This window comes from Flavimaribacter sediminis (assembly GCF_019492055.1).
GTDB lineage: Bacteria > Pseudomonadota > Alphaproteobacteria > Rhizobiales > Rhizobiaceae > Flavimaribacter > Flavimaribacter sediminis.
This window is the reverse complement of the sequence record NZ_JAICBX010000002.1, coordinates 590,799-613,877: the sequence shown is the minus strand read 5'-3', so window position 1 is coordinate 613,877 and position 23,079 is coordinate 590,799. Positions and strand designations below refer to the sequence as shown.

The following is a 23,079-nucleotide window of genomic DNA, read 5'->3' as shown; positions in this document are numbered from 1 at the left end:
TCAGTTTCGCCAGAAGCGCGGCAGGAACAAGACCAGGATCGTGAACAGTTCCAGCCGGCCGAGCAGCATGCCCGCCGACAATATCCACTTCGCTGTGTCGTTCAGCGGAGCGTAGTTGCCCGCTGGTCCGATGACTTTGCCTAATCCGGGCCCCACATTGGAAATGGCCGATCCGGCGCCTGAAAGCGCCGTCGTTGTATCGAGCCCCGTCATCAGCAAGGCTGCGGCGATAACCCCGAAGCTGATGATGTAGAGGAACAGAAAGCTCATTACCGAGGCGATGACCGCCATTTCGATGGGGCGACCGTTGAATTTCGGTCGGAAAATGCCATGCGGGTACATGACCTGGTTGATATGCTGGCGAACCGCCTCGAAGACCACCTGGAAGCGAAAGATCTTGATGCCGCAGGAGGTCGAGCCGGCGCAGCCGCCGATGAACATGATGACAAAGAAGAACGATGTCGCATGCGGACCCCATATGGCGTAATCCGTTGTCGCGTAGCCCGTACCCGTCAGGATGGACACCACGTTGAACGCCGCGAAACGCAGGCCCTCCAGGCCAACGTGGAACTGGCCGTAATGCGCCATCAGCCAGGCGATGATCGTCGCCGTCAGCACGGTGCCGAGAAACACATGAACCTGGGAATCGGTAAGGATTGGCCGCAGCCGTCCCTGCAGCGTCTGTACATAGAGCACGAAAGGGATCGAGCCGAGGATCATGAAGACGATTGTGATCCAGTCTATGGCTGCGCTCTGATAGTGGCCGATCGATAGGTCCTTGGTGGAGAATCCGCCGGTGGCGACGGTCGTCATGGAGTGTATTACGGCGTCGCCGATCGGCATTCCTGCCGCCGCGAACAATGCGCAGCAGATGACGGTGAAGGCGATGAAGACAAGGGTGATCGAGCTCGAGATCTGTGCTGCCTTCGGCAGAATCTTGCCCGCCGTGTCGAAGGCTTCAGCCTTGAACAGCTGCAGACCGCCGATTTGAAGCATCGGCAGTACGGCGATCGCCATGACAATGATGCCAAGACCGCCAAGCCATTGTAAAAGTCCGCGCCAGAACAGGATGCCCGGCGGCGCCGCGTCGAGATCGACGATGACCGTCGCCCCCGTCGTCGTCAGGCCCGACATCGATTCGAAAAAGGCGTCGGTGTATCCGTCGACAATGCCGGACCACATGAAGGGCAGGGCGCCGAAGGCGACCAGGGCCAGCCACGATACGACGGTCATCAGCAGGGCCTGTCGCGTGGAGAGGCCTTTCGGCGTACCCCGCGCAGCCATGAAAAGGCTGAACCCTACGAGCGAGGTCAGCATTGATGACGCCAGAAATACCCTCCAGTCGGGATTGCCCGCCGCCAGGTCGACGATAGCCGGCAGAATCATTGCAACGCCAAGCGTGGTCACAAGAGTGCCGGTGACCAGGATAATTGGCCGTAAATCCAGACCGCGCTTCAATTGATTGTTCTCGCCGTGCCCGGAATGTCCAGCGAGAACGCTGGTATAGCCACGGAGAGTTCCTGACCGTCGGCGCGCGCCATAAGATAGTTTCCAACCATTGTGCCGGACGGGGTATCCAGTGGGCAGCCGGATGAATATTCGTAGCTGTCGCCAGGATCGAGTATCGGCTGTTCCCCGATTACGCCCGGACCTGAAACTTCTTCGACATGGCCGTTCTGATCAATGATCTTCCAGTATCGCTCGCGCAACTGGACGCGGTGGCGCGAATGGTTGGTGATGTTGATGCGATAACCCCATACATACCGGCTGTCATCCGGACGCGACTGCTCTTCCAGGTAAAACGGCTCCACGGTGACTTCTATATCGTGTGTTTGCGCTCGATACATTGTCCTGTCGCCGGAGTGGAAAAACCGACGCTTTCCGGTCCCAATCTATAAGCATGAACCGTCAGACTGGTAAACTCTTTTGCGATTTCGGGATTTGTGAAGGCTCGACCTACACACAGGATTGTGAGAAATCGCGCTTTCCGACCGGGCAGGAATTGAACTACAGCGAATGCGAACGGAAGAGAGACTGATGCTCGACGGCGAAGTCAGAAAATTGATAGATCCGGCGCTTGAACGCATCGGCGCGCGTCTGGCAGCCGCCGGCGTGAGCGCGGATTCCGTCACGGTCGCCGGCGGCGCCATCGGGCTGGCGGCGGCCGCCGCCATCGCCTTCCAGTTCTATCTGGCCGGCCTCGCGCTTCTGCTTGCAAGCCGGCTTTGCGATGGCCTCGACGGGGCCATCGCCCGGGCGACAAAGCCGTCAGATTATGGCGGTTATCTCGACATAGTGCTCGATTTCGTTTTTTACGGCGCCATTCCGCTCGGCTTCATCATCGCCAATCCGGCCGCCAATGCTGTCGCCGGCGGCGTGCTGATCTTCTCCTTCTACATCAACGGATCGACCTTTCTCGCTTTCGCAATCCTCGCCGAACGCCACGACATGATCAGCAACAGTCGCGGAGACAAGTCGCTCTACTTCACCACCGGGCTTGCAGAAGGAACGGAAACGATCGCCGTATTTTCGGCTTTCTGCCTGTTTCCAGGTATTTTCCCGATTCTGGCTTATGTCTTTGCGGCTGTATGTTTCTACACAGCCCTGTCGCGGATCGTGCTCGCGGGACGTCAGTTCGGCAGGCGATAAGATTGTCGGCAAAGCGGCGGAAATAACGGGGAAGTCCGGGCGTTACGTTTGCGAGACGACGGCGCCGCTTTCCCTGTCCAGCCCCTCTGTCCCGATCCGGGAATACTGAATGACCGCCTGTGTGCGGCTGTCAACTGCCAGCTTCTGCAACACCGCCGAGACATGCGCCTTGATTGTAGCTTCCGAGACCCCAAGCTCGTATGCGATCTGCTTGTTGAGCAATCCTTCCGCCAGCATGCCCAGCACCCGGCTTTGTTGCGGAGTCAGAGTTTGCAGTCTTGCGATCAGATCGGCCATCTCGGGATCGCTTTCGACGCCGGGGTCGAAGCCGCCGGGCGTCCAGATATTGCCGTCGAGAACCGACAGGACGCCGTTGCGGATTTCTTCAAGGCTTGCGGATTTGGAGATGAAGCCGGATGCTCCAAGATCGAGAGCGCGGCGAATCGTCGCCGGATCGTCGGTCGCCGATACGATGACGACCGGGAGGCTCACATATTCCGCGCGAAGGGAAATCAGACCTGACAGACCGCTCACACCCGGCATCGTCAGGTCGAGCAGCAGGATGTCCGCCTCGGGATATTCGTCCGCAGCCTTGCGGACAGCGTCGAAATCGCCGGCCTCCACGATTTCCAGATCATCGCCCATGTTCGACAGGGCCTGCCTGAGGGCGCCCCGGAACAACGGGTGATCATCTGCGATGATGAATGTCTTCATGAATTACCAAGCCCCTCCCAGAAACTTACCGTGCGGCTTTCCTCCCCATACCGAACAAACCCGGTTTCCAAGGAAACGATAGAGCGATCCCTCCCGGACACCCGGGCCCCCTTATGCACAAGCCGTAAGAAAATCCCAATATGCACATCAACTGTCCCGCGCACCCGACGATATATGTCGCACGCATGAACGGCATGATACCGCTACCGGCGTGAGTTCGATAGTCCAACATGGCTTGTATTCTGTGGGCGCGCGATTCAGGCGGCGATTATTCGCTTTCTCCGGCATTCGGAGCGGGATCGGTCCGGTCCGTTTCAAGGTCATCGACCAGATCGTTGAAACGACGGAACATATTTTCGACGAAGCCCATTGTCCGGTCGAGATCCTCCTGGCTCGGAAATCCGCCGCGGTCTCCGGATTCCGATGCCGCGAGCTCTGTCTGCAGTTCGTCGATCCGTTCCTGCAGCAGCTCGATCTGCTCTTCCAATGCCCTGCGTTCGTCGGCCGTCATCCGACAGACAGCCTGATCATTGACGACGCGGCAGATCGAAATCTCACCCGTTTTCGTGTCGAAGCGCACATATCCATCGTCGTTGGACTCGAACACGAAACGCCCCTCCTGACCAAAGGCTGATCCGAGGATAGACAATGACATGAATGCGGCCAGGCAAATGCGAACCATGATGCGCTCCCGTTGCAACAATAGATGGAGGCTAACACCGGATTGCCGCCAAACTGTGATAATGCGCAAAATGCCGGGAAAACCGGTACCGCGCCCGCCGTCTGGGCATCGACTTGCTTTCAAGACCGGCGCAAAGGCGATAGACCGTGTTTGAAAAGCAATACAGATAACGACACCCCCATGCGCGAGACCATATACAAGATCGTTCCCCGGCAGCTTTGGCGCGCAGCCGAAGAACACGGCGTTTTCGAGGGCGCGCCTGTCGATCTCACCGACGGATACATCCATTTCTCGACCGCCGGCCAACTTGCAGAGACGGCGGCGAAACACTTCGCCGGACAGGACGATTTGCTGCTTGTCGCGGTTGACGCCGAAACTCTGGGCGATGATCTCAAATACGAACCGTCGCGAGGCGGCGATCTGTTTCCGCATCTCTATGCAACCTTGCGGACCGGCGCTGTTCTCTGGGTCAAGCCTATGCCCCTCGGTTCCGACGGACGGCACAGTCTGCCGGATCTCGCCTGATGGATCACCTCTACCAGGCGATCGGCCGCAAATTGCTGTTTACGCTTGATCCGGAAACCGCGCACGGCCTGTCCGTGCGCGCTTTGCAGCGTGGCTTAGTCCCACGGTCAAAGACGCGTCGCGCCGCCAGCCTCGTTGTGCGCACAGCCGGGTTGGTGTTCGCCAATCCGGTGGGAATGGCGGCGGGCTTCGACAAGAACGCCGAGGTTCCCGATGCGATCCTGGACCTCGGTTTCGGTTTCACCGAAGTCGGCACGGTGACGCCGCTCGCCCAGGACGGAAATCCGAAACCCCGGATCTTCCGTCTTGCGAATGACGAGGCGATCATCAATCGCATGGGTTTCAATAACAATGGGCATGAAGCGGCGCTGGCCCGCCTCAAGGGTCGCGCGCGCAGGCGCGATGGCCCGGTGGGCGTGAATGTCGGAGCAAACAAGGACAGCGCCGACCGCATCGCCGATTATAGGCTCGGCGTCGAGACCTTCTACGATGTCGCCGACTATTTCACAGTCAACATCTCATCGCCGAACACGCCGGGCCTTCGCGATCTTCAATCGCGTCAAAACCTTGCGCTACTGCTGCGATCGGTCAGTGACGCGCGCGCGGCGCGCACGGATGCGGGAGCAGACTACCGGCCGATTTTCCTGAAGATCGCTCCCGATCTTGTCGAAAGTGATCTGGATGACATCGCCGCCGAAACGACGACGAGTTCTATCGACGGCGTGATCGTGTCAAACACGACCCTGTCGAGAAAGGGCCTGTCCGACGTGTCCCAAGCGTCGGAAAGCGGAGGGCTTTCGGGTCCGCCGCTGTTCGAACGCTCGACGATCGTGCTTGCGAAGATGCGCCAGAGGCTCGGACAGAGCTTCACCCTGATCGGAGTTGGCGGCGTCGATTCCGCCGAATCCGCCGCGACGAAGATCTGGGCCGGCGCAAACCTGGTCCAGCTTTACACCGGCTTTGTCTATCAAGGTCCCGTGTTGGCGCAGCGAATCACGGACGGTCTTCATCAGATTGTAAAACGGTCCGGACGCGCCTCGATCCATGATCTGGTGGGCGCCGACACACAGGAATGGGCCTCGCGGCCAATCCCGGATTGAACTTAAGGCGAATCAAACTGGTCGAAATCCGGTAACGGATGTCTCTTTCAGCATGGCGCGCGACGGATTTTCGAGGTTCAGTACCGCTTTGTACACGGGAGGCGATCAATGCCGCTAGATATGAACAGGGACGTTTTCATTACCTGCGCCGTCACCGGCTCGGGCGGAACGCAGGACCGCTCGCCGCATGTGCCGCGTTCGCCCAGGGAGATCGCGGCGAGCGCGATCGATGCGGCCAAGGCAGGCGCCGCAATTGTGCACTGTCATGTGCGCGATCCCCAAACGGGCGCGCCGTCGCGCGATCCGGCGCTCTATCGCGAGGTCACCGAACGCATTCGTGACGCAGAGGTCGACGTGGTATTGAACCTGACCGCCGGCATGGGCGGCGATATCGTGTTTGGGTCGGCGGAAGCGCCGTTTCCATTGAATGAGGCTGCGACAGACATGATCGGGGCGGCCGAGCGCGTGGTCCATATCGCTCGATGCCTGCCGGAAATCTGCACGCTTGATTGCGGCACGATGAATTTCGCCGAAGCCGATTATGTGATGACCAATACGCCGGGCATGCTCAGGGCAATGGGCAAGGCCATGACGGAGCTCGGCGTCAAGCCCGAGATCGAAGCCTTCGACACCGGACACCTGTGGTTTGCGAAGGAACTTGTGCGCGAGGGAACGCTCGCCGGGCCAGCACTCGTTCAGCTTTGTATGGGCGTGCCATGGGGCGCGCCGAACGATCTGAACACTTTCATGGCGATGGTCAACAACGTGCCAGATGGCTGGCTCTGGTCGGCGTTCTCGCTTGGTCGCGATCAGATGGCCTATGTCGCTGCGGCGGTGCTTGCCGGCGGAAACGTTCGTGTCGGCCTCGAAGACAATCTCTATCTGGACAAGGGGGTCCTGGCCACCAACGCGCAACTCGTTGAACGCGCGGTTGGCATCATTGAACGCATGGGAGCGCGAGTCATCGGCCCGTCCGCCGTGCGCGAAAAGCTGGCTCTGACAAAACGGGCGCCGTCATGAGCCGGACAGCCGCGATCATCGGCGGCGGCGTGATCGGCGGAGGCTGGCTTGCCCGCTTCCTTCTCAATGGCTGGGACGTAAAGCTGTATGATCCGGACCCGGATGCCGCCCGCAAGATTGCGGCCGTGCTCTCCAATGCGCGCCATGCGCTGCCGATGCTCTATGAATCGCGCCTGCCGGCCGAAGGACGACTGGACATATGCGACACGCTTGCCGAGGCTGTCGCCGGTGCGGACTGGGTGCAGGAGAGCGCGCCGGAACGGCTTGACCTCAAGCATCGAATTCTGAGCGACATCACCACCCATGCTGCGTCGGGTGCGATCATCGGATCGTCCACCTCCGGCTTCACGCCAAGCGATCTCCAATCCGGGGTCGATTGGCCGGAGCGGATCATCGTCGCCCATCCGTTCAATCCGGTTTATCTGCTGCCGCTCGTCGAACTGGTCGGCTCGAAAGACAACGCCGCCGATGTGATCGAACAGGCTTCTGCGATCCTTGTCTCGCTCGGCATGTTTCCCTTGCAGGTGCGCGGCGAAATCGACGCCCACATTGCAGATCGCCTGCTGGAGGCCGTCTGGCGCGAGGCGCTGTGGCTTGTCCACGATGGCGTCGCCACCACGCAGGAGATCGATGACGCAATCCGCTATGGCTTTGGTCTGCGCTGGGCGCAGATGGGTCTGTTCGAGACCTACCGCATTGCCGGCGGAGAAGCCGGCATGAAGCATTTCATCGAACAGTTCGGCCCGGCTCTGAAATGGCCCTGGACGAAACTGACCGACGTTCCGGAATTGACCGATGATCTGGTTGCGACCATCGCCAGCCAGTCGGACGCTCAGTCCGGGCGCCTGACGATCAATGAACTGGAGCGGCTGCGCGACCACAATCTCGTCGCCATGATGCGGGCGCTCAAGGGCCAGGACAGCGCTGCGGGGCGGATCCTCAACCGGCACCAGAAACAGATCGCGGCGCCGACGGCCTTCACGCCCGGAAACCCGGTCGAAACCGTATCACGGGTGATCCCGATCGATTGGACCGACTATAATGGCCACATGAACGAAAGCCGCTATGGCCAGGTGTTTTCCGACGCCGCAGACGCGGTCATGGTCATGATCGGCGCCGATGAAACCTATGTTGCAAGTGGTCAAAGTTTCTTCACCGTGGAGACGAAAACGGCGTTTCTGGACGAAACCATAGCTGGAGACCCGATCCGGGTCGAGACGGTCGTTATGGAAGCAGCAGGCAAAAAGCTGCGTCTTCGCCACCGCATGCTCGACGCCAATGGCGGCGCACTCGCGTCCTGCGACCAGTTGCTGATTCATGTCAGTCTGAAAACACGGCGTTCCTCGCCGCCAGCGCCGCAAGTCGAGGCGCGGATGCGGGAATTGGCGGCCGGCCACGCCGATCTGGCGCGGCAGGCTGAATAAGGGTTAGCTGTCAGATGATCGCGCCCACAGATTGATGTCTTCTTCCCGGGCATAGTCGTCGATCAGCTTCAGTTCGTCCTCGGAAAATTCAAGATTGGCTACCGCGCCGACGCAATCCGTCACCTGTTCGGGCCTGGACGCGCCGATCAGGGCCGAGGTAATGCCTTCGTCACGCAGCACCCAGGCGATCGCCATCTGCGCAAGGGTCTGGCCACGCGCCTGCGCAATCTCGTTCAACTTGTTGAGGTGGGCGATCGCCTTTTCATTGAGCATTGAAGGCCGCAGCGATTTGCCCTGGGTTGCGCGCGAGCCTTCCGGAATGCCTTTGAGATATTTGCCGGTCAGCATACCTTGCGCCAGCGGCGTGAAGGCGATCGATCCGACGCCGAGTTCGGCGAGCGTTTCCTTCAGTCCGTCTCGCTCCACCCACCGGTTGAGCATGTTGTAGCTCGGCTGATGGATAAGTAGCGGCGTGCCCATCTCGCCCAGAATGCGGGCAGCCTCGCGCGTCCGGTCGGAATTGTAGGAGGATATGCCGACATAAAGCGCCTTGCCTTGCCGGACGAGGCTGTCGAGCGCGCCCATTGTTTCTTCAAACGGCGTTTCAGGGTCGAAACGGTGGGAATAAAAGATGTCGACATAGTCCACCCCCATGCGCCTCAGCGAATCTTCGCAGGAGGAAATGATATACTTTCGGCTTCCCCATTCCCCGTAGGGGCCAGGCCACATGCCGTAGCCGGCTTTCGAGGAAATGACGATCTCGTTTCTGTATCCCTTCAAATCCGTCTTGAGAATTTCGCCGAAAGCTTCTTCGGCGCTTCCCGGCGGCGGGCCGTAATTGTTGGCGAGGTCAAAATGGGTAATGCCGCAATCGAAGGCTTCGCGGCAGATCGCGCGCTTGGTCTCATGATTGGCGTCCTCGCCGAAATTGTGCCAGAGGCCGAGCGATATTGCCGGAAGCTTGAGACCAGAGACGCCACAGCGACGATAAACCATCGCGTCATAGCGCGAAGGTGAAGGGGAATAGTTCATCGAAATCTCCTGTTTGCTTCCGGACGCGTTGCTCCGTCCAAATGGAGATATTGGCGTTGAACCAGAAAGTAAACCGCCGGTAGAGGCGGGCGCGCGCTACACCTCCTGGAACCTTTCTCCCTTGAAGCAACGGACGGGATTGCCTCGCTCCAGTTCCTTGTGACGCTGGTTGCGGCTGGCGCCCGCCTGCTGGCTGCGGTGCAATGCCCGCAGGGCGAGTCTGGCGCTCAGTCGCTCGACTGCAACCTCGCGGTTGCGGTGCTGGGAACGCTGGTCGCGGGAGACAACGGATATGCCGGTCGGCTCGTGTGTCGCCCGGACTGCGCTGTCGGTCGTATTCTGGTGCTGACCGCCCGGTCCTCCGGCGCGAAACGTCTCAAAACGGATTTCATCGCTTTGAAGACCTGTTGCGATCTCCGGTCCTGTGTCGAGCGTTGAGACGCCAACAAACCAGTTTCGTCGCTTATGGTGTGGACGAAAAGGGCTCTTGACTGTCCAGCGGATTGTCCCCGTCCAACGGCTCGCGAATTCACGGGCTTTGCGGCCTTTGAGTTGCACGAGCGCCGAGGGAGGATGCCGGACATCCGCGCCGTCGGGCAACTCGATGGCGCAGGTCACGCCATCTGCTTTCGCTTCGACACCGATCCGCCGCACGACGTGGGCGACCGCAAGGCGGCATTCGGATGGTCCGTCTCCGCTGGTGACCAGCAGGCTGATCAAAGGAACGGCATTCATCGCCATTTCCTCCCATGATCTTTTCTCTGTCTTTTCCAGGATTCCGTTCCTTCCGGCTCCGTAGCCTTCTTGAACGTAATCAGAGGCTGCAGGGAGGCGACGCACGTCGCGAGACCATGCGACACCAGATCATCGCAAACATGGGCCGAATTCTTGTAGGCGTCCGGCGCTTCCTCGATAAGTAACTGACGGTCGTCGCAAATCACGCGGCCGCCGAAGGAAGTCCGCAAAAGCCGTTCACGGTCCGAGCGGGTGCTTCCGACCCGGCCCAGCATTGACTTCCTGTCGTATTTCCGGCCTGAACCGTGGGAGAGCGAGGCAAGCGCTTCCGGCTTACACCCGGTTGGCTTCAGCAGGAAACTGAGGCTGTCCCGCGAACCCGCCAACGGAACGAGCGGCGTCGTTGCGACCGCCGCCCCCTTGCGATGAAGGAAGAGATCGCCCTGCCGCTCCACCACATTGTGGGGACTGTCGACGACCGTCCGGATGTCCGCCCTTAGCGCCACCGCCGCCCGTAGTGCGATAATCCGCCGGTTGAGCGACGCCCATGCCACGGCCCTGTCGTGATCATCGAGATAGCGGTTTGCGGCGGTCGACCCTTGCTCCAGACCGTCTGCGAAACGTTCCACGACCGACCGGAACACATGCGTTCCGAAACCACGCGATCCCGAGTGGACGAACAGCAGCAGCGTCTGGGGCGCCAGGTCATGCCCCGACGCCGCGTCATCCGTGATCTCCTCGATCACCTGAAGCTCGCAGAAATGATTGCCGCCGCCGATCGAACCGATCGCTTCCGAGAAGGCGTCCGACGGCAGGCCAGCTTCCGCCAGATAGCCGGCAGCGTTGCCTGACCAGGCGCTTTCTAGAACCCTCAGCTTTTGCGCCGCCCTGTCGAGGCGCAGTTTGCTTCTCGGCAGATCGAGTGCAAAAAGTGACATGCCGCAGCCAATGTCGTTTCCGATCAACTGCGGATAAAGCCTCTCGGAAAGCACCGCGCATCCGATCGGTCCGAAGGTCCCGGGATGCAGATCGGGAAAGGCGGCGATCTGCCGAACTCCCGGAAGGTTTGCGACTTGTCGCAGCTGTTCTGTAGCCGCACCCTCGATCCAAGAGCTTGCAGTGTAGAATTCATGAATGGACGCCGCCGTTTCGGCAGGCGCGCCATCCCTTTCAGGATTGCCCATGATAGTACCTGTTGCACGAGTAGAATTGCCAGGGCGCGCGGCCCCGTTCCTTCAAACCCGGCTCCACCGCAAAGACGGCTTCAGCGCAGGGGGCTTGCCTCTGTGGACAAGCGGACGATGTTCGACATGTCCGGTTTCCCGTTTGCAACAGTTTTCGATGGCTATGACGCCATCGGCGACGGACACTTAGAAACGATATCCTGTCTGTTCAAGCCAAAGTTGCGTCTCCCAAGGCCAATGCCTCGCCACTGTTGCGCTGCTGCAACAGGAGTGTTTTGCTTTCTGCGCCGTTTTCGCGTATTGCGCGGCGCAAGATCGCCGACATCAACAGTCCGCCCGTAACAGTCCGCAAACGCCCATGTCCAACCCGCGCCTCGTCTCAAGACTTGCCGCCGCGTCCATTGCGGTCTCCATCGCGGTGATGGGCATCAAATTCGTGGCCTGGGAGTTGAGCGGATCGGTCGCGCTTTATTCGGACGCGCTTGAATCGATCGTCAATGTGATCGCTGCGCTCATCGCCTGGTTCGCGATCCGCATGAGTCAGAAACCGGCCGACGACACGCATCAGTTCGGACACCACAAGGCGGAGTATTTCTCGGCGGTGTTCGAGGGCGTGCTCATTGTGCTGGCGGCGCTTCTTATTTTCCGCGAAGCCTGGATGGCGCTGGGTCGCGAGCATGCCCTTGCCGATCCGGGACCGGGCATGATGGTCAACGCCGTTGCCGCGTCCATCAACGCGGTATGGGCCTTTATTCTGATCAAGGTCGGCCGCCGGGAAAAATCACCGGCTCTGACCGCCGACGGACGCCACATCTACGCCGACGTCATCACCTCCGTCGGCGTGCTCTTCGGTCTTCTGGTCACCCTTGCGACCGGTTGGATCATTCTTGACGCCCTCATGGCGTTCATCGTGGGCGCAAATGTTCTGTGGGAAGGCTGGCGCGTGATCTCGTCATCCGTGAACGGCTTGATGGATGTCTCTGTCGATTCGAAAGAGTCGGCGCTGATCGAAAAAATCATCCTGGCCAATGCGACTGGCGCGATGGAAGCGCATGACATCCGCACCCGGATGGCGGGACCTGTGACGTTCATCGAATTTCACCTGGTCGTCGAGGGATCGATGTCGGTCTCGCGGTCGCACCAGATCTGCGATCATATCGAGGCGGAGTTGCGCAAGGCGATTCCGAACGCCCGGACGATCATTCATGTCGAGCCCGACCACAAGCTCAAGGACGAGGGCATCGCAATCAGCTAGACTGGAACGTCGCGTTTGCCCGCGTTCCGACCAGCAGGTAGAGGCTGATGCCGCGAATGCCCAGGAAGATCAGCAGCGATATCCACAGGCCGTGATTGCCGAAGAGGGGCGTCAGCGTCCACAGGCAGGCGACATAGATGATAATCGACAGAAGCATCATGTTGCGCATGTCCCGCGACCAGGTGGCGCCGATAAACACCCCGTCCATGGTGAAGGCGAGGACGCCGGCAAGTGCCGTGAAGGACGCCCAGACGAGATAATCCTCAGTCGCTGCGCGCACGTCTTGCGCCGTCGTCATCAACTCCACGACATTGGTTCCGAAAAGCAGAAAAAAGGCCGTGGTGAGGGCTGCGAGCCCAAATCCCCAGATCGTCGAGAGCGTTACCGCGCGGTCGAATGCCGGCCTGTAATTGGCGCCGACCGCACGCCCGGCGAGCTGCTCCGCCGCCGTGGCGAAGCCGTCGAGATAATAGCCGGCGACCATGAAAAAATTCATCAGCACCGCATTGGCGGCAAGTGTGACGGCGCCGAACTGGGCGCCCTGGCGCACGAACAGGGCGAAGGCGATCAGCAGTGCAAGCGAGCGGATCATGATGTCCCGGTTCAACGCCATCAGTTTCATCACTGACGGCAGGTCGGCGATTGTCCGCCAGGAGGGCGCCTTGGCGCGATCGAACCGCAGCCAAACATAAGTGAAACCGGCGACAAGTCCGACGAATTCTCCAACAACGGTGGCCCAGGCGACGCCCACAATGCCCCATTCGAGAATGAGGCCGAGCCAGATAGACAGGGAAATGTTGACGCCGTTGATCAGCATCTGGAGCAGGAGGCCTGTGATGGCCTCGCCGCGTCCGAGGACGAAGCCAAGGACCGAATAATTGGCAAGACCGACCGGAGCCGACAGGATGCGAATCGTGAAATAGGTGCGCGCGGCTTCCGCCACGCCGGGGCCAGGCGCCATCAGCCACATGCCGACAAGCAGGATCATTGGAGACAGGATCAGCAAAGCGAAACCGCAGATCAGTCCGGTCAGCATCGAACGCCAGAAGACCGCCTGTTCCTCGCGCGCGTCATCTCTGCCAAACGCCTGGGCGACGAGGCCTGTGGTCGAGGCGCGCAGGAAGTTGAAAGTGGTGTAGACGACGTCGAAGATGATGGCGCCGATCGCCAGTCCGCCGATCAGTTCAGCCTGCCCGAGCTGGCCGATGACGGCCATATCGACGATGCCCAGAAGTGGTGTCGTCAGATAGGCGAGCGTCATCGGAACAGCGATGGCGAGAACCATGCGATGGGTTACCGAAAACGGCCTGACGACCTGTCCCGCCGCGGATCGGGCGGCGTCCGCTAGCGCTTCTGTCATCACGCCGGCCTCTGGTTAACTGTTGCGGTAACTCAGAATGCGCAGGATCAGGAACACGGGGATGACGACCACGGCTCCGAGAATGAGATAGTCGCCGAAGCGGCCAAGGGCGTCAAAGCCAAGATTCCAGAGATTGACGAGGAAATCACGGATCGCATGAAGAATATCGATCGGGTACCAGTTGAAGGCGCTCATCACCGCGCCGACAATCAGGGAAATCACCAGGAGCTTTACGACCGTACGACCGGGTGAATCCCCCAGGAAGCGGTTCAATCTGCTCGACATGTGACGACTCTCCGTGTTCCGGCAACGCCCAGACAGTAGTGATCCGCTGTGACGCTTTCAACTCGTCTCTCCCGATATCGAGCATGGACCGGACAATCAACCGGATAATGACGTCGTTCGGCTATTGCTGTTTTACCGCCGCAAATTCTGCACTAGGTTTTCTTCCGTGACACGCGATTCCATCAGCGCCGAACCGGTCTCTTCCGAAATTCTGCCCGCCGTCTTTACAGACTGGTTCCGGGCCAGAAAGTGGCGTCCGCGCGCCCATCAGCTTGATTTGCTCGCTCTTGCGGAAAAGGGACGCTCGGCCTTGCTTATTGCGCCCACAGGCGCGGGCAAGACGCTTGCCGGATTCCTGCCGGCGCTGGCGGATCTTACCCGTCGCGGCCGGGTGCGCCGTCAGCCCGGCTCGACGGTGGACCGCGGTATCCACACACTCTACATTTCGCCGCTGAAGGCGCTCGCCGTGGACATCGAGCGTAATCTTGCAACGCCGATCCGCGAAATGGACTTGCCAATAAACGTCGAGACCCGAACCGGCGACACTCCGCAGTCCAAACGGCAGCGCCAGAAACTCAATCCGCCGGACATCCTTCTGACGACGCCCGAACAACTTGCCTTGCTGATCGCCAGCGGCGACGCCGAACGGTTCTTCAAGGGGCTGCGCTACATCGTGCTCGACGAACTGCACTCGCTGGTCATTTCCAAGCGCGGGCACCTGTTGTCTCTGGGGATTGCCCGGCTGAGGGCGATGTGTCCGCGCCTTCAGACAATCGGCCTGTCGGCGACGGTGGCCGACCCGCAAGCCCTGCAGGCCTGGCTGATGCCGCAGGAACAAGACAAAGCTCCACTGCTTTCGGAGCGTATCGTCGTGGAAGGCGGCGCAAAGCCGGAAATCACCATTCTCGACAGCCGCGACCGGGTGCCCTGGTCTGGCCATTCGGCCCGCTACGCCATGCCGGAAGTCTACGAGGCGATCTGCCGACACGCCACCACACTGTTGTTCGTCAATACGCGCAGCCAGGCCGAGTTGCTGTTTCAGGAACTCTGGCGCATCAACGAGGACAACCTGCCGATCGCGCTACATCACGGATCGCTCGATGCAAGCCAGAGGCGGCGCGTCGAAGCGGCGATGGCCGACAACAGACTGCGCGCCGTTGTCGCAACCTCGACGCTCGATCTCGGCATCGACTGGGGCGACGTCGATCTTGTCGTTCATGTGGGCGCGCCCAAAGGCGCCAGCCGGCTCGCCCAGCGCATCGGCCGGTCGAACCACCGCATGGACGAGCCGAGCCGCGCCCTGCTGGTGCCGGCGAACCGCTTCGAAGTGATGGAGTGCCAGGCCGCGCTCGACGCCAATTATCTCGGCGCCCAGGATACGCCGCCGATTGGCGAGGGAACTCTGGACGTACTGGCCCAGCATGTCCTCGGCATGGCCTGCGCCGCCCCTTTCGACGCAGAAGATCTCTACCGGGAAATTGTCTCCGCATTCCCCTATTCAGCGCTCCCGCGCTCCCAATTCGACCGGGTCGTCGAGTTTGTCGCGACCGGCGGATACGCGCTGAAGACCTATGAGCGCTATGCCCGAATCCGCAAACGCGCCGACGGGCTGTGGCGGGTGAGCAATCCACAAATCGCACAGCAATACCGTCTGAACATCGGAACTATCATCGAGGCGGCGGAGCTGACGGTTAGGCTGACGCGCCAGCGCGGCCGTGGCGCCAATGTGCGCGGTGGGCCGGTGCTCGGCAAGATCGAGGAATACTTTGTCGAGATGCTCGCGCCCGGCGACACATTTCTGTTTGCCGGCAAGGTCCTGCGCTTCGAGGGGATTCGCGAGAACGAATGCATCGTCTCTAAAGGCGGCCAAGGCAATCCAAAGATACCCGCCTATGCCGGCGGCAAGTTTCCACTTTCAACCTATCTTGCCGAACAGGTTCGCGGCATGCTGGCAAGCCCAGAACGATGGAACGAACTACCGCCGCAAGTGCGCGACTGGCTGAAAATCCAGAAGGAGAAATCGGTTATTCCGTCGCGAGAGCAGCTTCTGATCGAAACCTTTCCGCATGAAAACCGCTTCTACATGGTGACCTATCCATTCGAAGGGCGCCTGGCCCACCAGACGCTGGGCATGCTTCTGACGAGGCGCCTTGAGCGCGCCCGCGCGCGCCCGCTCGGTTTTGTCGCGACCGACTATTCGATGGCGATCTGGGGCCTTCGCGACATGGGGCAGATGTTCGAGAGCGGCGAGCTCTCGATGGAAAACCTGTTCGACGAGGATATGCTGGGAGACGATCTGGAAGCCTGGCTCGCCGAATCCTGGATGCTCAAAAGAACCTTCCGAAACTGCGCTGTGATTGCCGGGTTGATCGAGCGTCGACATCCAGGAAAGGAAAAGACCGGCCGCCAGGTCACGGTGTCGGCGGATCTTATCTACGATGTGCTGCGTAGTCACGAACCCGACCATATTTTGCTCCAGGCGACGCGGGCCGACGCTGCCGCCGGCCTGCTCGATATCCGCCGGCTCGCCGATATGCTGTTGCGCATCAAGGGCCGAATCATGTTGAAAAGGCTTCAGCAGATTTCGCCGCTTGCAGTTCCGGTGATGCTGGAAATAGGCCGCGAGCCTGTGGTGGGAGAAGCCCATGACGACATACTTGCGCAAGCCGCGGACGAAATCATCGCGGAAGCCATGGGCGGCGTTGAATGATGGAGGCGGCTCCGGAGCATGAACCGGGTTACAATGGCGGTCGAAGCAAACCTGAGCGAGACCGTCCGCATGACGCAGATCGTGACATCGGGAATAAGCGCCATTTGTGACCCGCTGGGCGCATTGTGGCTGCCTGACAGCGGCATGCTGGTTGTCTCCGACTTGCATCTGGAAAAATCGGCGGCGTTTGCGCGAAGGGGCATGTTGCTTCCGCCCTACGATACGGCGCTGACCCTGAAACTGCTCGCCTCGGTCATCGACCGTTACCGACCTGGCTGTGTGATCAGCCTCGGAGACAGTTTCCATGACAAGGAAGGGGCGGCCAACCTCAACGAGGGCGATGCTGAGCGGCTCAAAGACATGATGAAGGGACGCGACTGGTACTGGATTGCCGGCAATCACGATCCGGACCGACCTTCAGGGCTTCCGGGCGATTGCGCGGAAGAGCTCTATTGCGACGGTCTCGTTTTCCGGCACGAGCCAGCTGCGGATCGCGCCGACGCCGTTGGCGAGATTGCCGGGCATCTGCATCCGGCGGCGCGTGTTGTGCGGCAGGGCAAGGGGGTTCGGCGGGCCTGTTTCGCAGGCGACGGCGAGCGGCTGGTCATGCCTGCGTTTGGCGTCATGACCGGCGGGCTCAGTCTTAAGCATCCGGCGCTGAACCGGCTCTTCGATCAGCAACGCCTTACGGCGCATCTGCTCGGTCGCGACCGTGTCTATTCAGTGCCCTTTTCCAGACTGGTCGCCTGAGGCTTTAGTCCTTTCGGAATAGAACGCTGCCCAGCCAGCCGGTAAGCATCGCGAGTAGCACGGCGAACAGGCCGTAGATCAGGCTGTGCTGGTGTGCGTATTCGAAGATGAACTGCTCCACACCGGTTTTGACGACGCTGAGCGGCAGTTCACGCTCCATGACGAATTTGCCGCCCTGAAACAGGAAGGCCCTCAGCTTGTGTTCGCCGACAGGCACGTTGGCCGGCAGCCGCAGCGTCGCCCGAAACAGGCTTGAGCTGACATATTCCACGCCGATTGGATCGCGCTGGTATAGGCCATCGGCGGTGCGCAGCCGCAACAGCGCGTTTTTGAATTCCGGGATGGCGCTACCGTCTCCGATCGCTCCGGTAGGCGTGAGGCGGATATACTGAACGCCTATGCCGAGATCGCTGAGCTCGATGGAATCAGCGATCAATTCGATAGGCAATGTGCTGGACAGCGAATAGGACACGGGCGCCGGCTCAAACCGCATCGAACTGCGATTGATCCAGATGCCAAAGACGCGGGCCTTCTTGCGGACAACGGATTCCAGTGACGGCCCTTCGAGCGTCACGACGACATCGTAGAAATCCGCGCGCAGCAATTCCGGGTCGGCGCCGTCTATCGCGCCAAACACAGTCAGATCCTCTCCGGCGAAATCCGATGTGATGGGAATGATGTTGGTTGAGATGCCGATATCAAGGCGCGGCGTCCGCGACTGGGCGGATGCCGGCGAAGCCAGCAAGCCCGCGGCGATCAGCGCCGCGGAGACAATGGTCAACAGCGCCCTCACTGGAAACCCACCATCGTCGTCGCCACGGAGTAGAGTTCCTGTGGAGTAGCAACCAGATCGTAGCCCAGCCGGACGCCGGTGCCGAGCACCAGAAGCGCCAGGCCGGCGCGCAGTTGTTCGCCGCGCAGCTTGCGGCCAGCCCTTACGCCGTATTGCGCGCCGATAACGCCTGCAATCATCAATAGCCCGGCCAGAAAAACGTCGACTGACTGGTTGGTCGTCGCCTGTATGACGGTGGTGAAGGCGGTCACGAAAATGATCTGAAACAGCGACGTGCCGATAACCACATTGGTCGGAATGCGCAGAAGATAGATCATGGCCGGAACCATGATGAATCCGCCGCCGACGCCCATGACCGATGTCAGAATGCCGATCGCAAATCCGAGCGCGACGACCGGTATCGCGCTGAGATAGATCTTCGATTTCTTGAACCGCATTTTCAGGGGCAGGCGATGAACCCAGTTGTGCTGGCCGGGTCTTCGCAGCGAAACGGGCTGGTTGGCCCGCGCCCTCAGAAGCGATCTGATGCTCTCCCACAGCATCAACCCGCCGATTGCGCTGAGGAAAGTCACATACATCAACGAGATAATGAGATCCAGCTGACCGATGGTTCGCAGGAAACTGAAGACGAAGACGCCTACAGCGGCGCCTGCAATACCCCCGACAAGCAGGACAAGACCCAGCTTGACGTCGAGTGTGCCGCGGCGGAAATGCGAGAGCGCGCCAGAGAAGGAAGACGCGACAACCTGGTTTGCGCCTGTCGCCACAGCGACGGCCGGAGGAATGTTGTAGAAAATGAGCAACGGCGTGATCAGAAAGCCGCCGCCTACGCCGAAAATGCCCGAAAGGAACCCGACCGCAGCGCCCATTCCCAAAATGACGAAGGCATTTACGGAAATCTCCGCTATGGGAAGATAGATTGTCATAAACGGACGGCTACGGTTTCACGGAATGGACAGGCGCGGCGAGACGCAGCCCTGTCATGCTCCTTTACCAATCGTGAGTCAATTCCGCACAACCGGCGCGGAAATCATAAGTTTTTGAAACCGGCGCCCGGGTTCGCCCGGGAACGCGTTCCGTAGCCCGGCGACCCTGTTTCTATCCGTTGCGGGCGAGCAACTCCTTGACCAGCTGCTCGGTCACTTCGCCCGTCGGCTCCATGCCGATCGAACTCTGGAAGTCCCTGATCGCCATGATCGTCCGGTCGCCCATGATGCCGTCGACGCCGCCGGTGTCGAAGCCGTTCTTCGTCAGGATCGCCTGGATGTTCTGCACGGCTTTTTTCATATCGATGGAAGCAGTGGTGGTTTCGTCGCGCTTCCACTCGTCGGGAATGGCTGTTGAGTTTGTGGCGTCGTCCAGCGGCGCGGGCTCCCAGTCTTCGACGCGTTTGCGGGCTTCCTCAAGCTGTTCAGGACGCAATGCGTTCGCCACCTCGTCGCGCTTGCGCGCGGCGTCCTTGTCGCCGGACTGGGCGACAATGGCGAACCATTTGTAGGATTCGATCAGGTCCTGGGGAACGCCGTTTCCACGTGCGTGCAGAATGGCGAGATTGTACTGGCTGTCTCTGACGCCGAATTCAGCGGCTCTCTTGAACCAGACAGCGGAAGAATCGTAGTCGGATACGCCCTCGTGTTTCATCGCGAAGAGAACGGCGAGATTATGCATCGCGCTCGCATTGCCCTGCTCGGCCGCCATCTGGTACCAGGTTTGAGCTTTCTTCAGGTCACGTTCGACCCCGTTGCCCTTTTCATAGAAATTGGCGAGCCTGTATTGCGCCGGAGCAAATCCGAGATCTGCGGAGAGTTGATACCACTTGGCTGCTTCGGCATGATCAACGTCAACGCCGTGTCCATCGGTATAGCGTGCGCCGATCTCGAAAAGGGCCAGGCTGTCGCCATCCGCCGCGGCCTTGCGCAGGGCCAGGGGGCCAACCTCTTCAGGCGGCGTCTCGATCACCGGCGCGTCCATCTGCGTGGCGGCGGTGACGGTCACCGCGTCGACGCCCGCTGCAGCCTGGGCCCCTGCGGCGCCTTCAGTCGGATAGGAATAGAATCCGCCGACGGGCTGTACGCTGTTGTCGCGCGACATCTGCCATTCGCCGTTGTTTTGCTTAACGGTAATACCGGATTGCGGCGTCATTTCAGGCGTTGACGGGGATGTTGACGCTTCGGGTAAAGTCGGCGCGGAATCCGTCGCCATTTCTTCCGTCACCGGCTCGGCGCCGCTGAAATCCTGCGTCAGCCCTGCGCCTTGAACAGCCTTTTCGGCTATTTCGGGTTCGGCGGTCACTGGCTCCGAAATTTGCGTCTCGGATTCGACTGACGCAGTCTCGATCGGAGACGGTCCTGCGAAGAAATCCATGAGAAGCGGATAGGTTACGACCGCCAGCAAAATGGCGCCTGCAGCGAGGAAGAAGGGGCGCTTGCTGCGTTTGCCGCCGCCTTTCGCCTCGCGCTGTTTGCGTTTGTCGGAAACATCCTCTGCCGAAACAGCCGCGTCTCCAGCCAGCATGGTGTCGCTTGCCGCGGCCCTGGCGGCCCGGCGCGCTGCGGCGATGAAATCGGCTTTGCCAGGTTTGTCTTCACCCGTTTCGTCGTCTGGATGCGCATGCCGCCCCAGTTGCTGGCCATGTTTCTGGGCCTCACGCACCTTCGCCATGATGCTTTCGATGTCGGGAGCGCCCGAACCAGGCTCCAGCGGGGTGTCGTCCTCATCCCCGACTATATGATCAGCCGGGTCGATGGAGGGTGTGGCGTATGACCCCTCATCGTAACGATCATTCGGCAGAACGATCACGTCGTGCTTTGTGTCGACGTCGTCCTGGCTGAGTTCTTCGCGCGGCAATTCCGCATTCGGCGTCAGTTCAGCCGATGCATCCGCAGAAGAGGCGTTCGCATTCAGCGCTCGGTGAGCGGGTTCGGCGGGATTGCCGTATTCCATCGATTCCAGGCGGTCGGCAATCTTGACGAGCGTGTCATCCACGGCGTCGAATGTGCGCGTATTCTTTTCTTCGCTGCGGCGGCTCAGCTCTTCCAGCGACCGCAGGTCCGACACGAGGTTCTCGACCATCGAGATATCCGACGCGGTGGCTCCGGACTCGCGCCAGGAATCGATCGCCGCCTCGGCGGCTTTTCTGGCGGCCTCTATCATCATGTTCTGATGATCAGCCTGACTTTCGCTCAAACGTTCTTCGATTGCGGCAAGACGCGGCGCGAGATCGTTCGAATCCGCCGGCGCTTGAGCGGTTTCCGAAAGAAGGCGCGAAAAATCGGACACCTGTTCTTCAAGCGCTCGAAGCGCTTCGCCATCGTCGCTCTGAGGCGCCGTGACCTCGTCCAGCCGGGCCGCGATATTGGCGAGACCCGTCTCGATGCGGGACAGGTCGACGGCTTGTCTTTCTGGCTCCTGCTTTCCCATCAGACCAGCAAGGTCTTCCAAACGGCCGTAGAGCATGTCCTGGTTGCCGGTTGCGGCGGTCAGATCGCTCGTCATCGTATCGATACGGCGCGACACGTCGTCCAGCTTGTCGGCCAGCGCGTCATTCACGCCGTTCAGATCGAGAGAGCCGACCTTGCTGGCAAGCAGTTCGAGATGCTCGTAGAGGCGTTCGTCGACGGCCGGCGCAGGCTGGGCTTCAAGCATCCGGGACAAGTCGTCGAGCCGTTCCATCAAGGTGACGGTGTCGCGGTCGCCAGAGAGTTCATCAACCTTGCCCGACAGCGCGTCCAGCCGTTCGGCGACTTCATTGTAGGAATGTGTCTGACTGATCGCGTCGAGTTGCTCGAGCAGCGTATCGAAGCGCCGCTCCAATCCCTCGACGAGACGTCGGTCCGGTTCTCCGTCGCGGGTGGCGTTCGTCGCGACGATTGCGCGGCTGATTTCGTCAAGCCTGTCTTCTATACCGGCGAATCGCTGGTTCAGTTCAGGATCGTTCGAGCCGGTCTGACGGCAAATCGCATCGATCGCGCCCACCAGCATCTTGATCTTGTCTTCAAGCGCATTCAGCGGCAGAGCCGATGGAAGCTGGCCGATCGACGACCTGATGTCGTCGAGGCGGTGAGACAGCATCGACAGCTCTTCCCTCAGCGCCGTCGCGTCCATGCCGGCGATACGGTTTTCAAACCCGTCCCAGCGCTGCTCGAGGCGGCGCATGGAATCTTCTCCAGGCAGTTCACGCACCATGCTGCGCAATTCGTTCAGCTCGGCGTGCAGGCCTGCAGCGATGTCCCGATCCTGTGTGTGCGATCCAAGACCACGGCTGATGCTTTCGGACAGATCCTTGCGCAAATCCTCGCGCAGGGCGACAAGAGCCTCGGCGATATCGCGCGCGCCGGCGTCCGGTTTTACGGTGGCCGGCTGAAATCCGCGATCACGGTCGAACGACCGCTGGCGGTTGTCTTGCTCCGCCCAGTAGTCGCGGGCGTTGACTTGCGCCTCCGGTTGCTGGAAGCGCTGGGGTTGATAGAAGTCCGCATTACTCTCTGTCGACCGAACCCGATCAGGTTGGCGTTCAGGACGCGGCGTCTGCGATTGATTTTGGGGCGAGCGGCGATTGCGCGCGTTCAGTCCCTCGATCCTCGCCTCAAGGTCGGCAATGGTCCGACTGAGGGAATCGAGCGGATCTCGCTCCTGATAGTCGGTTCTGTTCCCGGAGGATCGTGACCTGTTCATGTGATTGCCCGCATTGTTCCCATCGCCGAGCATCCTGACGCCAGGCCGAATGAAAAATTCGACTGTCGGCATATTCCGCCCGGCGGATTCAGGCCTGCAAGAAGCGGCGCCTGACGCCGGACATTCGGCAAATCAGCGCCCGATGTCTGAGAACACCTTTTCCAATCATGGTAAACAACCCGTTAAC

The 23,079-nt window shown here is 60.3% G+C and carries 20 protein-coding genes; 8 read left to right on the top strand and 12 right to left on the bottom strand.

All coding sequences use genetic code 11. The features are described 5' to 3' along the window. Both K1W69_RS11075 and apaG read right to left on the bottom strand, forming a co-directional pair. Complete coding sequence (locus tag K1W69_RS11075) at nt 1-1,458, bottom strand: TrkH family potassium uptake protein (RefSeq protein WP_258570992.1); 1,458 nt, start codon at nt 1,456-1,458, stop codon at nt 1-3. Further along, nucleotides 1,455-1,847, bottom strand: coding sequence for a Co2+/Mg2+ efflux facilitator ApaG/CorD (apaG, locus tag K1W69_RS11070; protein WP_220228417.1), 393 nt, complete (start codon nt 1,845-1,847; stop codon nt 1,455-1,457). The genes K1W69_RS11075 and apaG overlap by 4 nt, the downstream gene beginning before the upstream one ends. 190 nt (nt 1,848-2,037) lie before the next feature. On the opposite strand from apaG, the gene K1W69_RS11065 reads away from it, so the two are divergent. Continuing rightward, a complete protein-coding gene (locus K1W69_RS11065; protein ID WP_220228416.1) occupies nt 2,038-2,649 on the top strand; it encodes a CDP-alcohol phosphatidyltransferase family protein in 612 nt (203 codons plus the stop codon). Between the two features lie 42 nt (nt 2,650-2,691). Here K1W69_RS11065 and K1W69_RS11060 read toward each other — a convergent pair whose 3' ends face one another. Both K1W69_RS11060 and K1W69_RS11055 read right to left on the bottom strand, forming a co-directional pair. Then, nucleotides 2,692-3,363: a response regulator transcription factor gene (locus tag K1W69_RS11060; protein WP_220228415.1), complete on the bottom strand. Its 672-nt coding sequence runs from the start codon at nt 3,361-3,363 to the stop codon at nt 2,692-2,694. Nucleotides 3,364-3,631: 268 nt separating this feature from the next. Then, nucleotides 3,632-4,045, bottom strand: coding sequence for a hypothetical protein (locus K1W69_RS11055; RefSeq protein ID WP_220228414.1), 414 nt, complete (start codon nt 4,043-4,045; stop codon nt 3,632-3,634). 180 nt (nt 4,046-4,225) lie between these two features. On the opposite strand from K1W69_RS11055, the gene K1W69_RS11050 reads away from it, so the two are divergent. The 4 genes from K1W69_RS11050 to K1W69_RS11035 all read left to right on the top strand — a co-directional run bounded on the left by K1W69_RS11050 (nt 4,226) and on the right by K1W69_RS11035 (nt 8,114). Next, nucleotides 4,226-4,570, top strand: coding sequence for a DUF952 domain-containing protein (locus K1W69_RS11050; RefSeq protein ID WP_220228413.1), 345 nt, complete (start codon nt 4,226-4,228; stop codon nt 4,568-4,570). Continuing rightward, entirely contained in the window at nt 4,570-5,670 is a 1,101-nt protein-coding gene (locus K1W69_RS11045) for a quinone-dependent dihydroorotate dehydrogenase (protein ID WP_220228412.1), read from the top strand. Before K1W69_RS11050 ends, K1W69_RS11045 begins: the two co-directional genes overlap by 1 nt. Nucleotides 5,671-5,778: 108 nt before the next feature. Further along, nucleotides 5,779-6,690 (top strand): 3-dehydrocarnitine:acetyl-CoA trimethylamine transferase BcoG, encoded by a 912-nt coding sequence (bcoG, locus tag K1W69_RS11040; RefSeq protein WP_220228411.1) that lies wholly within the window; start codon nt 5,779-5,781, stop codon nt 6,688-6,690. Beyond that, nucleotides 6,687-8,114: a carnitine 3-dehydrogenase gene (locus tag K1W69_RS11035; RefSeq protein WP_220228410.1), complete on the top strand. Its 1,428-nt coding sequence runs from the start codon at nt 6,687-6,689 to the stop codon at nt 8,112-8,114. The genes bcoG and K1W69_RS11035 overlap by 4 nt, the downstream gene beginning before the upstream one ends. A gap of 3 nt (nt 8,115-8,117) precedes the next feature. Here the strand turns inward: K1W69_RS11035 and mgrA are convergent, their stop codons facing one another. The 3 genes from mgrA to K1W69_RS11020 form a co-directional block, all read right to left on the bottom strand. Next, nucleotides 8,118-9,146, bottom strand: a complete 1,029-nt coding sequence (gene mgrA / locus K1W69_RS11030) for an L-glyceraldehyde 3-phosphate reductase (RefSeq protein WP_220228409.1) — start codon at nt 9,144-9,146, stop codon at nt 8,118-8,120. Nucleotides 9,147-9,242: 96 nt separating this feature from the next. Beyond that, a complete protein-coding gene (gene prfH, locus K1W69_RS11025; protein ID WP_258570991.1) occupies nt 9,243-9,881 on the bottom strand; it encodes a peptide chain release factor H in 639 nt (212 codons plus the stop codon). Further along, on the bottom strand, nt 9,878-11,065 hold the full coding sequence (locus K1W69_RS11020; protein WP_220228408.1) for an RNA ligase RtcB family protein: 1,188 nt from the start codon (nt 11,063-11,065) through the stop codon (nt 9,878-9,880). Before K1W69_RS11020 ends, prfH begins: the two co-directional genes overlap by 4 nt. Nucleotides 11,066-11,423: 358 nt before the next feature. On the opposite strand from K1W69_RS11020, the gene K1W69_RS11015 reads away from it, so the two are divergent. After that, nucleotides 11,424-12,320, top strand: coding sequence for a cation diffusion facilitator family transporter (locus K1W69_RS11015; RefSeq protein ID WP_220228407.1), 897 nt, complete (start codon nt 11,424-11,426; stop codon nt 12,318-12,320). On the opposite strand, the gene K1W69_RS11010 is transcribed toward K1W69_RS11015, so the two are convergent. Both K1W69_RS11010 and K1W69_RS11005 read right to left on the bottom strand, forming a co-directional pair. After that, nucleotides 12,313-13,680, bottom strand: a complete 1,368-nt coding sequence (locus K1W69_RS11010) for an MATE family efflux transporter (protein ID WP_220228406.1) — start codon at nt 13,678-13,680, stop codon at nt 12,313-12,315. The two genes, K1W69_RS11015 and K1W69_RS11010, sit on opposite strands and share 8 nt — an antisense overlap. Before the next feature lie 15 nt (nt 13,681-13,695). Further along, nucleotides 13,696-13,965 (bottom strand): DUF6460 domain-containing protein, encoded by a 270-nt coding sequence (locus K1W69_RS11005; protein WP_220228405.1) that lies wholly within the window; start codon nt 13,963-13,965, stop codon nt 13,696-13,698. A gap of 166 nt (nt 13,966-14,131) precedes the next feature. Between K1W69_RS11005 and K1W69_RS11000 the strand changes: the two genes are divergently transcribed. Beyond that, nucleotides 14,132-16,675: a ligase-associated DNA damage response DEXH box helicase gene (locus K1W69_RS11000; protein ID WP_370688232.1), complete on the top strand. Its 2,544-nt coding sequence runs from the start codon at nt 14,132-14,134 to the stop codon at nt 16,673-16,675. Nucleotides 16,676-16,693: 18 nt separating this feature from the next. Next, nucleotides 16,694-17,425 (top strand): ligase-associated DNA damage response endonuclease PdeM, encoded by a 732-nt coding sequence (gene pdeM, locus K1W69_RS10995; protein ID WP_220228404.1) that lies wholly within the window; start codon nt 16,694-16,696, stop codon nt 17,423-17,425. Nucleotides 17,426-17,429: 4 nt separating this feature from the next. Here the strand turns inward: pdeM and K1W69_RS10990 are convergent, their stop codons facing one another. The 3 genes from K1W69_RS10990 to K1W69_RS10980 all read right to left on the bottom strand — a co-directional run bounded on the left by K1W69_RS10990 (nt 17,430) and on the right by K1W69_RS10980 (nt 22,892). Further along, entirely contained in the window at nt 17,430-18,218 is a 789-nt protein-coding gene (locus tag K1W69_RS10990; RefSeq protein WP_220228403.1) for a TIGR02186 family protein, read from the bottom strand. Further along, nucleotides 18,215-19,144 (bottom strand): sulfite exporter TauE/SafE family protein, encoded by a 930-nt coding sequence (locus K1W69_RS10985; protein ID WP_220228402.1) that lies wholly within the window; start codon nt 19,142-19,144, stop codon nt 18,215-18,217. The genes K1W69_RS10990 and K1W69_RS10985 overlap by 4 nt, the downstream gene beginning before the upstream one ends. 172 nt (nt 19,145-19,316) lie before the next feature. Further along, nucleotides 19,317-22,892 carry a peptidoglycan-binding protein gene (locus K1W69_RS10980; protein ID WP_220228401.1) on the bottom strand — a complete coding sequence of 1,192 codons (3,576 nt, stop codon included), beginning with the start codon at nt 22,890-22,892 and terminating at the stop codon, nt 19,317-19,319. Nucleotides 22,893-23,079 lie beyond the last annotated feature (187 nt).